Annotated in this window: 18 protein-coding genes and 4 tRNA genes; all 22 read left to right on the forward strand. The window is 50.8% G+C overall.

The window, feature by feature from the left end:
• Positions 1-6: 6 nt before the first annotated feature.
• The 22 genes from cyoE (at position 7) to rplL (ending at position 12176) form a co-directional block, all read left to right on the forward strand.
• Positions 7-912 carry a heme o synthase gene (cyoE, locus tag FAES_RS05380; RefSeq protein WP_015330187.1) on the forward strand — a complete coding sequence of 302 codons (906 nt, stop codon included), beginning with the start codon at positions 7-9 and terminating at the stop codon, positions 910-912.
• 1 nt (position 913) lies between these two features.
• Complete coding sequence (locus tag FAES_RS05385; protein ID WP_015330188.1) at positions 914-1507, forward strand: cytochrome c oxidase subunit 3; 594 nt, start codon at positions 914-916, stop codon at positions 1505-1507.
• A gap of 15 nt (positions 1508-1522) precedes the next feature.
• Positions 1523-2308 (forward strand): cytochrome c oxidase subunit 3, encoded by a 786-nt coding sequence (locus tag FAES_RS05390; RefSeq protein ID WP_015330189.1) that lies wholly within the window; start codon positions 1523-1525, stop codon positions 2306-2308.
• A gap of 33 nt (positions 2309-2341) precedes the next feature.
• Positions 2342-2674 (forward strand): cytochrome C oxidase subunit IV family protein, encoded by a 333-nt coding sequence (locus FAES_RS05395; protein ID WP_015330190.1) that lies wholly within the window; start codon positions 2342-2344, stop codon positions 2672-2674.
• A gap of 153 nt (positions 2675-2827) precedes the next feature.
• Positions 2828-3394: an SCO family protein gene (locus FAES_RS05400; protein ID WP_015330191.1), complete on the forward strand. Its 567-nt coding sequence runs from the start codon at positions 2828-2830 to the stop codon at positions 3392-3394.
• A 3-nt stretch (positions 3395-3397) separates the two neighbouring features.
• On the forward strand, positions 3398-3943 hold the full coding sequence (locus FAES_RS05405) for a DUF420 domain-containing protein (RefSeq protein WP_015330192.1): 546 nt from the start codon (positions 3398-3400) through the stop codon (positions 3941-3943).
• Between the two features lie 14 nt (positions 3944-3957).
• Positions 3958-4233 carry a CAMCR motif-containing small membrane protein gene (locus tag FAES_RS30880; RefSeq protein WP_015330193.1) on the forward strand — a complete coding sequence of 92 codons (276 nt, stop codon included), beginning with the start codon at positions 3958-3960 and terminating at the stop codon, positions 4231-4233.
• A 58-nt stretch (positions 4234-4291) separates the two neighbouring features.
• Entirely contained in the window at positions 4292-4561 is a 270-nt protein-coding gene (locus FAES_RS05415; RefSeq protein WP_229364429.1) for a DUF983 domain-containing protein, read from the forward strand.
• A 126-nt stretch (positions 4562-4687) separates the two neighbouring features.
• Positions 4688-5278, forward strand: a complete 591-nt coding sequence (locus FAES_RS05420) for an RNA polymerase sigma factor (RefSeq protein ID WP_015330195.1) — start codon at positions 4688-4690, stop codon at positions 5276-5278.
• Positions 5279-5543: 265 nt separating this feature from the next.
• Positions 5544-6086, forward strand: coding sequence for a hypothetical protein (locus FAES_RS05425; protein ID WP_148289295.1), 543 nt, complete (start codon positions 5544-5546; stop codon positions 6084-6086).
• Positions 6083-7093 (forward strand): outer membrane beta-barrel protein, encoded by a 1011-nt coding sequence (locus tag FAES_RS05430; protein WP_015330196.1) that lies wholly within the window; start codon positions 6083-6085, stop codon positions 7091-7093. Before FAES_RS05425 ends, FAES_RS05430 begins: the two co-directional genes overlap by 4 nt.
• Positions 7094-7266: 173 nt before the next feature.
• Positions 7267-7352: transfer RNA gene (locus tag FAES_RS05435), tRNA-Tyr, on the forward strand.
• A gap of 90 nt (positions 7353-7442) precedes the next feature.
• Positions 7443-7515: transfer RNA gene (locus FAES_RS05440), tRNA-Gly, on the forward strand.
• Between the two features lie 21 nt (positions 7516-7536).
• Positions 7537-7608, forward strand: a tRNA-Thr gene (locus FAES_RS05445).
• Between the two features lie 119 nt (positions 7609-7727).
• The gene (gene tuf / locus FAES_RS05450) at positions 7728-8915 is read left to right on the forward strand and encodes an elongation factor Tu (RefSeq protein ID WP_015330198.1); all 1188 of its coding nucleotides are present in this window, start codon (positions 7728-7730) and stop codon (positions 8913-8915) included.
• Positions 8916-9016: 101 nt separating this feature from the next.
• Positions 9017-9090 (forward strand) — tRNA-Trp (locus tag FAES_RS05455).
• A 13-nt stretch (positions 9091-9103) separates the two neighbouring features.
• The gene (gene secE, locus FAES_RS05460) at positions 9104-9295 is read left to right on the forward strand and encodes a preprotein translocase subunit SecE (protein ID WP_015330199.1); all 192 of its coding nucleotides are present in this window, start codon (positions 9104-9106) and stop codon (positions 9293-9295) included.
• Positions 9296-9310: 15 nt separating this feature from the next.
• Positions 9311-9871, forward strand: a complete 561-nt coding sequence (gene nusG / locus FAES_RS05465) for a transcription termination/antitermination protein NusG (RefSeq protein WP_015330200.1) — start codon at positions 9311-9313, stop codon at positions 9869-9871.
• A gap of 152 nt (positions 9872-10023) precedes the next feature.
• The gene (gene rplK / locus FAES_RS05470; RefSeq protein WP_015330201.1) at positions 10024-10467 is read left to right on the forward strand and encodes a 50S ribosomal protein L11; all 444 of its coding nucleotides are present in this window, start codon (positions 10024-10026) and stop codon (positions 10465-10467) included.
• A 29-nt stretch (positions 10468-10496) separates the two neighbouring features.
• On the forward strand, positions 10497-11195 hold the full coding sequence (gene rplA / locus FAES_RS05475; protein WP_015330202.1) for a 50S ribosomal protein L1: 699 nt from the start codon (positions 10497-10499) through the stop codon (positions 11193-11195).
• A gap of 3 nt (positions 11196-11198) precedes the next feature.
• The gene (gene rplJ / locus FAES_RS05480; protein WP_015330203.1) at positions 11199-11732 is read left to right on the forward strand and encodes a 50S ribosomal protein L10; all 534 of its coding nucleotides are present in this window, start codon (positions 11199-11201) and stop codon (positions 11730-11732) included.
• 57 nt (positions 11733-11789) lie between these two features.
• Positions 11790-12176, forward strand: a complete 387-nt coding sequence (gene rplL, locus FAES_RS05485; protein ID WP_015330204.1) for a 50S ribosomal protein L7/L12 — start codon at positions 11790-11792, stop codon at positions 12174-12176.
• Positions 12177-12361 lie beyond the last annotated feature (185 nt).

The following is a 12361-nucleotide window of genomic DNA, read 5'->3' on the forward strand; positions in this document are numbered from 1 at the left end:
CACGTTATGAATCAAACAGATCAACCCACGCTTAACTCCCCACGTCTTCGATCAAAAGCGGCCACCTGGAAAGATTATCTGGCGCTCACGAAGCTACGGCTGTCGTTGTTAGTTGGGTTCTCTGCGGCGCTTGGCTACATGATGGCTGCGCCACGACCATACGATGTGGGAGCAATTTTGCTGTTTACGTTGAGTGGTCTGCTAATTACGGGGGCCGCCAATGCGGTCAATCAGGTGCTGGAAGTTGAGTTTGATCGCCTGATGAAACGTACCGGTGGAAGACCACTGCCGTCTGGACGTATCAGCAAGCAAAGAGCGCTAGTGTTTGTCGCTGTGCTGCTGTTTGCGGGTCTCTTTATGCAGACGCTCTGGTTTAACCCACTGACGGCTGGTATCTCGTTCGTCTCGTTTCTGTTATACGGCTTTGTCTATACGCCTTTAAAACGCGTTGGATCGATTGCTGTGTATGTGGGTGCTGTGCCGGGGGGCTTGCCACCCTTGATTGGATGGGCTGCTGCTGCAGGTACGTTGTCGTCAGAAGCCTGGTGGCTGTTCGCAGTCCAATTCATCTGGCAATTCACTCACTTCTGGGCCGTAGCCTGGGTGCTCGACGAGGATTACGAGAAGGCTGGCTTCAAATTGTTACCGTTGAAACGACCCGCCACCGCCATGACGGCGTCGGTTATTTTGGCGTTTACCGTGTGGTTGATGCCGCTCGGTTGGTATGCCCATGACTGGGGCTTCGTGGGTACGGCTTCTGCCTGGATTGCTCTAGGTTCAGCCGTTGGGCTCACCATCCTGAACGGCATGCTGGTAGCAAACCCATCGATAGGGGCTGCCAAACGGCTCATGTTTGCGGCATTTGCGTATTTACCTATAGTGCAAATCGCGTTTGTGTTAGACCGTCTTTAAAATGCAGGAAGAAACTGAAGATATTAAATGGCTCGAGGAAGAGCCTGAAGAGACGCTCTCGGTGAACCCGCGCAAGTTTATATTGTGGCTGTTCATTGTGAGTATAGTCATGCTTTTTGCCTCCTTTACCAGCGCATATCTGGTACGGCGGGCCGAAGGCAACTGGCTTGAGTTTACGGTACCAGCCGTGTTTGGTTATAGCACGGTTGTGCTACTTGTGAGTAGTTTAACGATGCATTGGGCCTACTTTGCTGCCAAAAAAGACAATTTCAACGCACTCAGGATAGCGATATCTATTACTTTTGCGCTCGGAATGGTCTTCCTGTACATGCAGTTCCAGGGGTGGGTCGAGCTGGTGCGCAACAACGTTTATTTTGTGGGTAACCCGGCAGGCTCGTTCATTTATGTGTTTACAGGTATGCACGGCTTCCACCTGATCTCAGGGCTGGTTGTATTGGTGTTCGCACTAGTAGCGGCGTATCGGTTCAGGATACACGCGAAAGCACTGGATCAGATTCAGATTGCAACAACGTACTGGCATTTTCTGGATGCCCTTTGGCTTTACTTGTATTTCTTTTTACTCTATTTCCATTAATCTGCTTCGGTACGCATGGCGGCTACAGCGACAACAACCGACGAGTCGGTACTATTTGATAAGAAAGCCTGGATGGGTGGGGTAGAACCCATGAACGCCAGCTATGGTAAGTTGATGATGTGGTTCTTCCTCATCTCAGATACCTTCACGTTCTCGGCACTGCTTGTAACCTACGGACTTATTCGTTACAGCTACCCAGCATACGACCCGGCGATCCATGGGGTGCCGTTCCATTTCTCGAACATGTACTGGCCGGTTCCCGATCAAGTATTCAACGCGCTTCCATTCCTGCATGGAATGAATGCGCCCCTGATATTTGTGGGTATCATGACCTTTATCCTCATCTTCTCGTCGGTAACGATGGTACTAGCCGTTGAAGCTGGACACCGCCGCGATCAGGCTGATGTGGAGAAGTACATGCTCTGGACAATTCTGGGTGGCTTTGCCTTCCTGAGTAGCCAAGCCTGGGAATGGTCACACTTTATCCATGGTACCGAGCAAGGCTCAACCTTCCGAGAACTGATCGGGGGTGAGTGGGTGTCGCGCACGATTTTTGGTGCAAACTTGGCCGAAAACCAGTACGGCCCGCCAGCTTTTGCTGACCTGTTTTTCTTTATTACGGGTTTTCACGGTACACACGTGTTCTCGGGAGTGGTGCTGAACATCCTTATCTTCTACCGGACGGCGACAGGCATGTATGCACGTCGTGGACACTATGAGATGGTTGAGAAAGTTGGTCTGTACTGGCACTTTGTTGACCTGGTTTGGGTGTTCGTATTTACCTTCTTCTACCTGGTTTAAACGATTGTTGAAACCACTATTCTTTTTGCAAACATGGCAAATACACCTTACTCGGATAACCACGGTGGTACTGACGTTGCGCCACCACCTGCCAATACCAAAGCCATCTGGCGGACGTTCATTATCCTGTCGATCATCACTGGCTTTGAATTTCTGATTGCCTTCACGTTGCCAGCCAACCACCTTCGGGTTGCTATCTTCGTGGGCATGACGATCGTGAAAGCGTTCTACATTGTGGGTGAGTTTATGCACCTCAAACACGAAGTGAAAAGCCTTATATGGGCGATTCTGCTTCCGATCATCTTTATCTGCTGGTTGCTGTTGGCGCTGATGTATGAAGGCGGTTCGATTTTCGAACTTCGATAAAACAGAATGACTAAGTACCAGAAAGCCGGGACCCTCCTCGTAACGTTGATGGCCCCGGCTTTTGCGTATATATTGCTTAGAGCGTGTACGCAAAACCATTACACGTTACCTCGCTTTATTCCGGTCATCGACTCAACTCGGGGCGTGCCAGTTATGCAAACCGTTGTGGATGCTGACGGCAATAAGCGAGAAGATACCCTGTTTCGGACAATTCCTCCGTTCAAGTTGATTGATCAGGACGGGAAGCCTGCCACAGAAGCGTTAGCAAAGAACAAGATTCACATTGCCGATTTCTTCTTCACACGCTGCGGCACCATCTGCCCCAAAATTCAGTCGAATTTGACGCGGGTGCAGGAGTTGTTCAAAGACAATCCAGACATCGTCTTTCTGTCCTATTCGGTCGATCCGGTCAATGACCAGCCTACCGAGTTAAAAGCGTATGCCAAGCGCTACGGCGCCATTCCGGGTAAATGGTATTTTCTGACGGGCGATAAGGGGGTGATCTATAATTTGGCACAACGAGGGTACTTCCTGCCCGTTGTGGATCATGGGGTCACCTACGGCAAGCCAGACGAAACTTTTATCCACAGCGAAAAGTTGGTTTTAGTGGATAAACAGGGTGTTATCAGAGGCTTCTACGATGGCACCAACAAAGAAGACATCGAGCGGCTGATTGCCGAGATTCGTGTCTTGCTCGACATATATAAGAAGGAAGCGTAACCTATGGAAACCTCCACGCTGCTTACCAAAGAGAAGAACGCCAATCGGCTGATCAATGTCATTTCAGTAGCGGTTCCGATTGTAGTGGCCGTGCTGTTAGGGATTCGCCAGAAAGTGGATCTTGGGGAATGGACAACGTACCTGCCTCACATTAATGGCGTAATTAATTCCATCACATCCGTGTTGTTAGTAGTAGGCTACTACTTTATCCGGCAGAAGAACGTACCTGCGCACCGGGCCACTATGACGATGGCTTTCTCGCTAGGAGCGGTTTTCCTGGTGAGTTATGTGCTCTACCACATGTCGAATGAGTCGACGCCGTTTGGCGGTCAGGGGTGGGTACGTCCCGTCTATTACGTTCTGCTGATCTCACACATCGTTCTGTCGGTGGTGGTTCTGTGGTTTGTGTTGCGGGCCGTGTATTTCGCCTGGACAAAGCAATTTGTTCTTCATAAGCAGATGACCCGTTGGGCCTTGCCCATCTGGTTTTACGTAAGTACAACCGGCGTAATCGTTTACCTGATGATTCGCCCTTATTACACCCATTAAAACAGCCTGGAACGATGAAAACGTGGAGTTGGGCGTTTGTACTTGTCCTGATCTTACTCGGGCAAACCGATCTGATGGCGCAGTGTGCCATGTGTCGGAGTGTGGTTGAAAGCACAGTAAGCAATGGTCGGAGCGTTGTCGCGTCTGATCTGAATGTCGGAATTTTGTATTTGCTGGCAGCGCCCTACCTGATTGTGGCCGTTGTTAGCTATCTCTGGTATCGCACCAGTAAAAAAGAGCATGGCCAACGTCTCGAAATTGCAAGCCGTGTCCGCCGGGCTATGTCCTAGGTGTCGACAGGGTAAGATCTTCAAAACACCGCTGTACGCGCCGCTGGGTTTTGGTGAAATGAACGAGTTCTGTCCGCATTGCGGGCTACGCTTCGAGGTCGAGCCGGGGTATTTTATTGGCGCTATGTACGTCAGTTATGCGTTTTCGGGTGGTCTGGCGCTGATCCTCGGGTTTACTCTGTTCTACCTGCTCGATAACCCGCCCGGCTGGGTGTATGCGTTGGTTGTCTCCCTGGGGGTAATCATTATTGCGCCCATTAACTTCCGACTGTCACGGGTTGTGTGGTTGCATTACGTAGCTGGTATCCGATACGATCCTGCCCTGTGAAAACAAGGTGAGCGGATTTAGCTCACCGAGGCTTTGAATCCCAATCTGAGACGGTTGGGATTTTTTATTGGCCTTCATGCAACCTGAGCCCAAACCAAATGCATCTTCGCTACAAACAGGGACAGCATGGCCACCTCTATACCATACTACTTCTCGGAACGTGAGCTGGTAGTTGCGTTGCAACAGAGGGAAGCCCGCGCCCAGAAGATTGCTTACGAGAAGTATGCCGGCCGGATGATGGCTGTTTGTCTCCGGTACGTTGCCAATCGCGACGATGCCGAGGATGTACTGATTGAAGGTTTCATGCGTGTGTTTGACCGGATTGACCAGTTCAGAAATGAAGGTAGTTTTGAAGGCTGGGTACGTCGGGTGATGGTGACCGAGTCGCTGATGTACCTCCGCAAAAATAAAGCCTGGCGACAGGAGGTTCCGCTGGACGATCTGGGCGGTGAGCCAGACTACGAACTGGCCGATGCAAACCTGGATGCGGAGGCGCTGATTCGACTGGTTTCTCAATTGCCCGATGGATACCGCACCGTGTTTAACCTATATGCTATTGAAGGGTACAGCCACGCCGAAATTGCCGAACTGACGGGCATTAGCGAGGGCACCTCAAAATCACAATTATCCAGAGCCCGTGCTTTGTTACAAGACAAGATCCGCCGCCTGGAGATAGACTATAAGCCAGCTAACCACTATGGAAAAGCAGCCAGTTGACGACCTGTTCGCCCGGAAACTCCGCGACGCCGACGTAACACCCGGTGCCGATGTGTTTGGGCGTTTGCAGAGTCGGATGAATACGACCCCTATGCCAGTAGCCCAGCCTAAACGCCGGCTGGCAGGTTGGTGGTATGGGGCTGCCGCTAGCCTCTTACTAGGGGGACTCTGGCTGAGCTGGCCTCGTACCGGCAGCATAGATAAGCCAACCGCAACGGGCCACGATGTGGCTCATCAACTAGACACTGCGTCGCCCCGGCTATCAATGCCAAAAAACGAGTTGCCACAAACTGGTGCGGAATTAGCCACGGCAGCTGATAACGCTTCATCAGAAACGGTTAATCGCCCCCAACGAAAACCGCGCTTTGGGAAAGCGGATGCCTACGTAACGAAGAAAGAGATCAATAGCCGGGAGACTGCGCCAGTTGAACAAGTCGTCTCCCAAACTAAGACGCCAGACAACGTACCTGCGATTGTAAGCGTAGAAGCACCAAGTATTGCAAAAGCAGAAAAAGGCCCATCGACCGTAACTGAGTCGGAAAAGTCGTCTTCGGGTCGCACTGTTGTGTTGACGATCGCTGAGCCAGAACCAACTAAACTGGCGGCTTTGGAGCCGACAAAACCAGACGCCGCTCACAATGCCCCTAACCTGACCCAGTTTTTTGATAAAGTAAAACAGATTAAGCGTGGAGAGGTATTTGCCCGCGCTACCCCCACCCGGCAGGCGGCCGAACCCAAAACTGGGTTAGGTCGATTAATGAACGGCGTGCGCGAAAGCCTTCGTAACGAAAATAGCTTGGAACCATGAGAACTTTATTCACACTATGCTGCCTCATCGCCTTCGGACAGACGGCGCTGGCGCTCCCCGCCGACTCGCTTATTATTCGGTTTGGTACGTCTTCACGCGTGGCGATCTACGCGCCCACCAAAGAGCAATTAAAGAAGATCACGCAGTATGACCTAAACCAGATCGTACGAGAAATGGTCAGCAAACTCGACTCCGTGCCCGAGGGACAGGTGTACGCCATTAATGAACAAAACGGTAAACGCTACCTGCGCGACACGCTGATCGTGGTGGAGAAGTCAGGCGGAAACGTAACGATCAGCGTCAAAAACGATGATAGTAGGAGCAATGAGTCATCGGACGACTATCAGCGGGAGCGAAGTTCACGGACGCGAACCACACGAACCTATTCGTCACGCTCAAACTGGAAAGTAAACACCGACTTTCACATTGGTTTGAATACCTGGCTCAACGGCCCCACCGACGCCCTGTACAATGGCGGTTCATTTGAATTGAGCCCGTTGGGATCGCGCTATTTTGCCATAAGCCTCACCCAAAATCCGTCCATTGTCCGGAATGAACACGTTCGCATCAGCGTACGGTATGGGTTACAATTCGCCTGGAACAACTTTATGTTTCAGCAGAACGTGAGACTTGAACGCGAAGCCAACGGCGTAGCTTTCCAGACGTACCCCGTGCAACTGGAAAAGAGCAAGCTCACCGTCTGCAATCTGGAAATTCCGGTGGTGCCTCAGTTCGCTATTTATAATAGTAGCCGCAAGCGCGCCTTCAGTATCGGATTTGGTGGTTTTATCGGCTATCGGCTCGATAGCTACACCAAAATCAAGCTGGAAAACAACGACGTAATTCGCGACCATAACAGCTATTTCCTGAATAATCTGCAGTATGGTTTGCAAGGAAATATTGGTGTCGCTGGCCTGAATTTCTTCGTCAAATACCACCTGACCAATACGTTCCAGGACAACCGTGGCCCTGCCTTACGGCCTCTTAGCTTCGGAATCACGATCTAAGAACCGGTAAGCCATAGGCCTACCAAAACGAAGCCGCAACAGGTACGTTGCGGCTTCGTTTTGCAGAAGTGTCAAAGAATTTTTGCGCGACCTGTTGACAACGGACAAAATCGTCGTACTTTTGCAACTCCAAACCGGGAAACGGCTAGGAATCGTTCTTTATTGATTGACTTGGGGAGTTTCCAGAGTGGCCAAATGGATCAGACTGTAAATCTGCTGGCGTACGCCTTCGGAGGTTCGAATCCTCCACTCCCCACCAACGAGTTTGTAGTTTGAGCGTGTTTAGTTTGCAGTTAGTTTCGGCTTTTCAACTGTAAATAAGAAACGCCCAAACTACAAACTAATTTTTGCGGGAGTAGCTCAGTTGGTAGAGCGATAGCCTTCCAAGCTATAGGTCGCGAGTTCGAACCTCGTCTCCCGCTCAGTGACATTAACCAAAGTTTGCCTTCTTAGCTCAGTGGTAGAGCACTTCCTTGGTAAGGAAGAGGTCGTCGGTTCAAATCCGATAGAAGGCTCTAAGCTGCCAAATATTGCTCTGTTGGGGTAGCTTTAGAAGGGTGCTTCTTTGGGGGCACCTTTTGCGTAAGGGCAAATCAACTAACACTAACAATAGTTAATCTAAGCGTTTTTAGACATGGCAAAGGAGAATTTTGACCGCTCGAAACCGCACGTCAACATCGGTACGATTGGTCACGTTGACCACGGCAAGACGACGCTGACGGCAGCCATTACGAAAGTACTCGCCGAAAAAGGCCTGGCTGCAATGCGGGACTTCTCGTCGATTGATAATGCCCCTGAGGAAAAAGAGCGTGGTATCACAATCAACACCTCACACGTAGAATATGCAACGGCTAACCGCCACTATGCACACGTTGACTGCCCGGGCCACGCTGACTATGTGAAGAACATGGTAACGGGTGCCGCTCAGATGGACGGTGCCATCCTGGTAGTAGCTGCAACCGACGGTCCCATGCCCCAGACTCGTGAGCACATCCTGCTCGCCCGTCAAGTAGGTGTACCCCAGCTTGTTGTATTCATGAACAAGGTGGATATGGTCGACGATCCCGAGCTGCTCGAACTCGTTGAGATGGAAATCCGCGAGCTGTTGAGCTTCTATAACTTCGACGGCGACAACATTCCTGTTATCCAGGGTTCTGCACTGGGTGGCCTGAATGGCGACGCGAAGTGGGTGAAAACTATCGAAGAACTGATGGACTCGGTAGACTCATTCATTCCCCTGCCTCCGCGTCAGACCGATCTGCCGTTCCTGATGCCGGTGGAAGACGTATTCTCGATCACGGGTCGTGGTACGGTTGCTACGGGTCGTATCGAGCGTGGTGTGATCAACTCAGGTGAGCCGGTTGAAATCCTCGGGATGGGTGCCGAAAACCTGAAATCAGTTGTAACGGGTGTAGAAATGTTCCGGAAAATTCTGGACCGTGGCGAAGCCGGTGACAACGTAGGTCTGCTGCTCCGTGGTATTGAAAAAACCGATATCCGTCGTGGTATGGTTATTTGCAAGCCTGGTTCAGTAACGCCCCATGCCAAATTCAAGGCTGAGGTGTACGTACTGTCGAAAGAAGAAGGTGGCCGTCACACGCCGTTCTTCAACAAGTACCGTCCGCAGTTCTACTTCCGTACCACGGACGTAACGGGCGAAATCGTACTGCCTGCTGGCGTTGAGATGGTAATGCCTGGTGATAACATCACCATCGAAGTTACCCTGATCAACAAAATCGCCATGGAGAAAGGTCTTCGCTTCGCTATTCGTGAAGGTGGCCGTACCGTAGGTGCTGGTCAGGTAACCGAAATCCTCGACTAATCGATTGATTCATAAACAAGTGCATTTCCGCAAGGGAGTGCACTTGTTTTTTGATAAGAATTTCCGATCTTTGCAGTCCGTTTCGGCGGGGCATACAATACACGGGTGTAGTTCAAGGGTAGAATAGCGGTCTCCAAAACCGTTGATGGGAGTTCGAATCTCTCCACCCGTGCCAATCCTTACATACAATGGACAAGGTGACATCCTTCCTCAAGTTGTCTTGGGAAGAAGTTCAACACAATGTGACTTGGCCGAAATTCAGCGAATTACAGGGCAGTTCGACGCTGGTACTGGTAGCTTCGCTGATTTTTGCGCTTATGGTCGGACTGGTCGATTACGTTTTTGAAAACGTACTCAACCTCTTCTACCAGTCATTTTAATTACCACCATTTAGCATGGGCACTGGCATCAACTGGTACGTCATTCGGGCGGTATCCGGGCAGGAGAAAAAGGTTAAGTCGTATCTCGACAACGAAATCCACCGGCAAAATTTGTCGGAAGTGATTCCGCAGGTATTGATTCCTTCAGAGAAGGTCTACGAAATGCGGAATGGCAAAAAGCGGATTCGCGAGAAGTCGTTCTTTCCCGGTTATATCCTGATTTCGGCTGATTTGGGCAATGCCCGCGCGCTCGACCTGATCACCAATATGCCGGGTGTGATCGGCTTTCTGGGTAACACGGGGTCGGGGAATTCGAAGATTCCGGTTCCGCTGCGTGAAGCCGAAGTGAAGCGCATTCTGGGCAAAGTCGAAGAAGAGACCCAGGAAGCAGCAACGCCGACAGTCGCTTACCTGAAAGGTGAGTCGGTGAAGGTAGTTGATGGGCCGTTCAGCGGCTTCATTGGCACCGTTGAAGAGGTGTTCGATGATCGGAAGAAACTGAACGTTGTCGTGAAGATCTTCGGTCGGAGCACCCCTGTTGAATTGAGTTACGCACAAGTTGATAAAGAGAGCTAACAGTCGTTGGTTCTCACGTTTTGCCGCCGAGGCTTCCATTCGAGGCGATAAGACACCACAACAGTCCGCAGGCAGGCGCCGACTCCCCGATTAGGCTATGACACTACTCGAGGCCGACGTACCTGATACGACTGATTAACTAAGTACTAACAATGGCAAAAGAAGTAGCTGGCTACGTTAAGTTGCAGGTAAAGGGTGGCCAAGCCAACCCGTCTCCTCCAATCGGTCCTGCGCTGGGTTCCAAGGGTTTGAATATCATGGAATTCTGCAAGCAGTTCAACGGTCGGACGCAGGACAAGATGGGTATGGTTTTGCCGGTACTCATTACGTACTACAAAGACAAGTCGTTTGACTTCGTCATCAAGACCCCGCCCGCGCCGATTATGTTGCTTGAGGCCGCTAAACTGAAAGGTGGATCGGCACAGCCTAACCGGAACAAAGTTGGTTCGGTGAACTGGGATCAGGTACGTACCATTGCCGAGACTAAAATGCCCGATTTGAACTGCTTTACGGTCGAGTCGGCCATGAAACAGGTTGCGGGTACGGCTCGTAGCATGGGTATCACGGTAACGGGAACGGCCCCTTGGGAGGCGTAGCAAACTTGCCTTAGGCATCTTAACGAATTATGGCAAAGTTGACAAAGAAACAAAAAGAAGCGCAGTCGAAGTACGATGCTACGCAGGTTTACTCGCTTGAGAAAGCGGCTGAAATCCTGAAAGAAATTTCGTACACCAAATTCGACGCTTCTGTAGACATCGACGTTCGCCTGGGTGTTGATCCGCGTAAAGCGGACCAAATGGTTCGGGGGGTAGCAACGCTGCCACACGGCACAGGCAAAACGGTACGGGTTCTGGTTCTCTGCACACCCGACAAGGAAGCAGAAGCCAAAGAAGCCGGAGCAGATTATGTAGGCTTAGACGATTACATCCAGAAAATCGAACAAGGCTGGACCGACGTTGACGTGATTATCACGATGCCGACGGTTATGGCCAAAGTAGGTCGTCTGGGTCGCGTACTGGGTCCTCGTGGTCTGATGCCGAACCCCAAGTCGGGTACGGTTACGCTGGAAGTAGGGAAAGCTGTGACGGAAGTGAAAGCTGGTAAAATCGATTTTAAAGTCGACAAAACTGGTATCATCCACACGAGCATTGGCAAGGTGTCATTCACGCCGGAGAAGATCGCTGAGAATGCTCAGGAGATCATCGCCACGCTGTTGCGCCTGAAGCCCTCTTCATCAAAAGGTACTTATGTGCAGACGATCTATCTGTCGAGCACCATGAGTCCGAGTGTTAGCATTGACAAAACTACCGTTGCCGGGCTGTAAACAATGACAAGAGAAGAAAAAGGCGCGATCATCGACGAGCTGAGTCAGAAGTTCCAGTCAATCCCGTATTTCTACATTACTGATGCCTCTGGCATGTCAGTAGCCGAAACCAACGACCTGCGTCGGAAGTGTTTCGAGAATGGTATCGAATACGTGGTGGTAAAGAACACCTTGATCAAAAAGGCGCTCGAAACGGTAACTAGCACAGATTATACTCCTTTTGACGGCGAAGTGCTGAAAGGGTTCTCAGGCGTGATGTTTCACCCGGAGAACGGTAAAGCAGCCGCTAAGCTGATCAAGGAGTTCCGCAAGACCAACGACAAGCTGAAACTGAAGGGTGCTTCGGTTGACTACAGCGTGTTCGTAGGGGCTGATCAACTCGATACACTCATCAACCTGAAGAGCCGTACCGAACTTATCGGCGACATCATTGGCCTCTTGCAATCACCTGCGAAGAATGTGGTTTCGGCCCTTTCGAGCGGTGGCGGCAAACTGGCTGGTATCCTGAAGACGCTGTCGGAGCGCGACGAACAATAAGCCCGACGTTTCATTTTTTCAATCAATCTTGTAACAACTTAATTTTCCAATACGAAAATGGCAGATTTGAAAGCATTCGCTGAGCAGCTTGTTAACCTGACGGTTAAAGAAGTAAACGAGCTGGCTGCTATCCTGAAAGATGAGTATGGCATTGAGCCCGCAGCCGCTGCTCCCGTTATGGTAGCCGGTGGTGGCGCTGGTGCTGGTGATGCCGCTCCTGCTGCTGCAGAAAAAACCTCTTTCGACGTGATCCTGAAAGCTCCCGGCGCCGGTAAACTGGCCGTTGTGAAGCTGGTGAAAGACCTGACGGGTCTGGGTCTGAAAGAGGCGAAAGAACTGGTTGACAGCGCGCCGAAGCCGGTTAAAGAAGGTGTTGCTAAAGACGAAGCCGAAGCGCTCCGTAAGCAATTGGAAGAAGCTGGTGCTGAAGTAGAAGTTAAGTAAGCATACAGCCGATCTACCATACTCCAAGCAGAAAAGGCCTGGCAAACTGTCAGGTCTTTTTCTGCTTGGAGACTTTTTATCTACATACGTCGCCCCGTTAAAACTAATTTTTGGCGGGCGGTGTTGCTTTTTTACGCCCTTTTATATACGTTACCAGATTTCGTATTGAAAGGGGGTTTTTTAGT

Origin of the sequence: Fibrella aestuarina BUZ 2 (genome assembly GCF_000331105.1) — a bacterium.
Lineage (GTDB): Bacteria > Bacteroidota > Bacteroidia > Cytophagales > Spirosomataceae > Fibrella > Fibrella aestuarina.

Excerpts from the sequence above, each read along its gene's own strand:
- rplK (WP_015330201.1), top strand. The coding sequence starts at position 10,024 with ATGGCAAAAGAAGTAGCTGGCTACGTTAAGTTGCAGGTAAAGGGTGGC.
- FAES_RS05385 (WP_015330188.1), top strand. The coding sequence starts at position 914 with ATGCAGGAAGAAACTGAAGATATTAAATGGCTCGAGGAAGAGCCTGAA.
- FAES_RS05395 (WP_015330190.1), top strand. The coding sequence starts at position 2,342 with ATGGCAAATACACCTTACTCGGATAACCACGGTGGTACTGACGTTGCG.
- FAES_RS05400 (WP_015330191.1), top strand. The coding sequence starts at position 2,828 with ATGCAAACCGTTGTGGATGCTGACGGCAATAAGCGAGAAGATACCCTG.
- FAES_RS05420 (WP_015330195.1), top strand. The coding sequence starts at position 4,688 with ATGGCCACCTCTATACCATACTACTTCTCGGAACGTGAGCTGGTAGTT.
- FAES_RS05405 (WP_015330192.1), top strand. The coding sequence starts at position 3,398 with ATGGAAACCTCCACGCTGCTTACCAAAGAGAAGAACGCCAATCGGCTG.
- cyoE (WP_015330187.1), top strand. The coding sequence starts at position 7 with ATGAATCAAACAGATCAACCCACGCTTAACTCCCCACGTCTTCGATCA.
- nusG (WP_015330200.1), top strand. The coding sequence starts at position 9,311 with ATGGGCACTGGCATCAACTGGTACGTCATTCGGGCGGTATCCGGGCAG.
- rplL (WP_015330204.1), top strand. The coding sequence starts at position 11,790 with ATGGCAGATTTGAAAGCATTCGCTGAGCAGCTTGTTAACCTGACGGTT.
- FAES_RS05415 (WP_229364429.1), top strand. The coding sequence starts at position 4,292 with ATGAACGAGTTCTGTCCGCATTGCGGGCTACGCTTCGAGGTCGAGCCG.
- FAES_RS05390 (WP_015330189.1), top strand. The coding sequence starts at position 1,523 with ATGGCGGCTACAGCGACAACAACCGACGAGTCGGTACTATTTGATAAG.
- rplJ (WP_015330203.1), top strand. The coding sequence starts at position 11,199 with ATGACAAGAGAAGAAAAAGGCGCGATCATCGACGAGCTGAGTCAGAAG.
- FAES_RS05425 (WP_148289295.1), top strand. The coding sequence starts at position 5,544 with ATGCCAAAAAACGAGTTGCCACAAACTGGTGCGGAATTAGCCACGGCA.
- secE (WP_015330199.1), top strand. The coding sequence starts at position 9,104 with ATGGACAAGGTGACATCCTTCCTCAAGTTGTCTTGGGAAGAAGTTCAA.
- rplA (WP_015330202.1), top strand. The coding sequence starts at position 10,497 with ATGGCAAAGTTGACAAAGAAACAAAAAGAAGCGCAGTCGAAGTACGAT.
- FAES_RS05430 (WP_015330196.1), top strand. The coding sequence starts at position 6,083 with ATGAGAACTTTATTCACACTATGCTGCCTCATCGCCTTCGGACAGACG.
- FAES_RS30880 (WP_015330193.1), top strand. The coding sequence starts at position 3,958 with ATGAAAACGTGGAGTTGGGCGTTTGTACTTGTCCTGATCTTACTCGGG.
- tuf (WP_015330198.1), top strand. The coding sequence starts at position 7,728 with ATGGCAAAGGAGAATTTTGACCGCTCGAAACCGCACGTCAACATCGGT.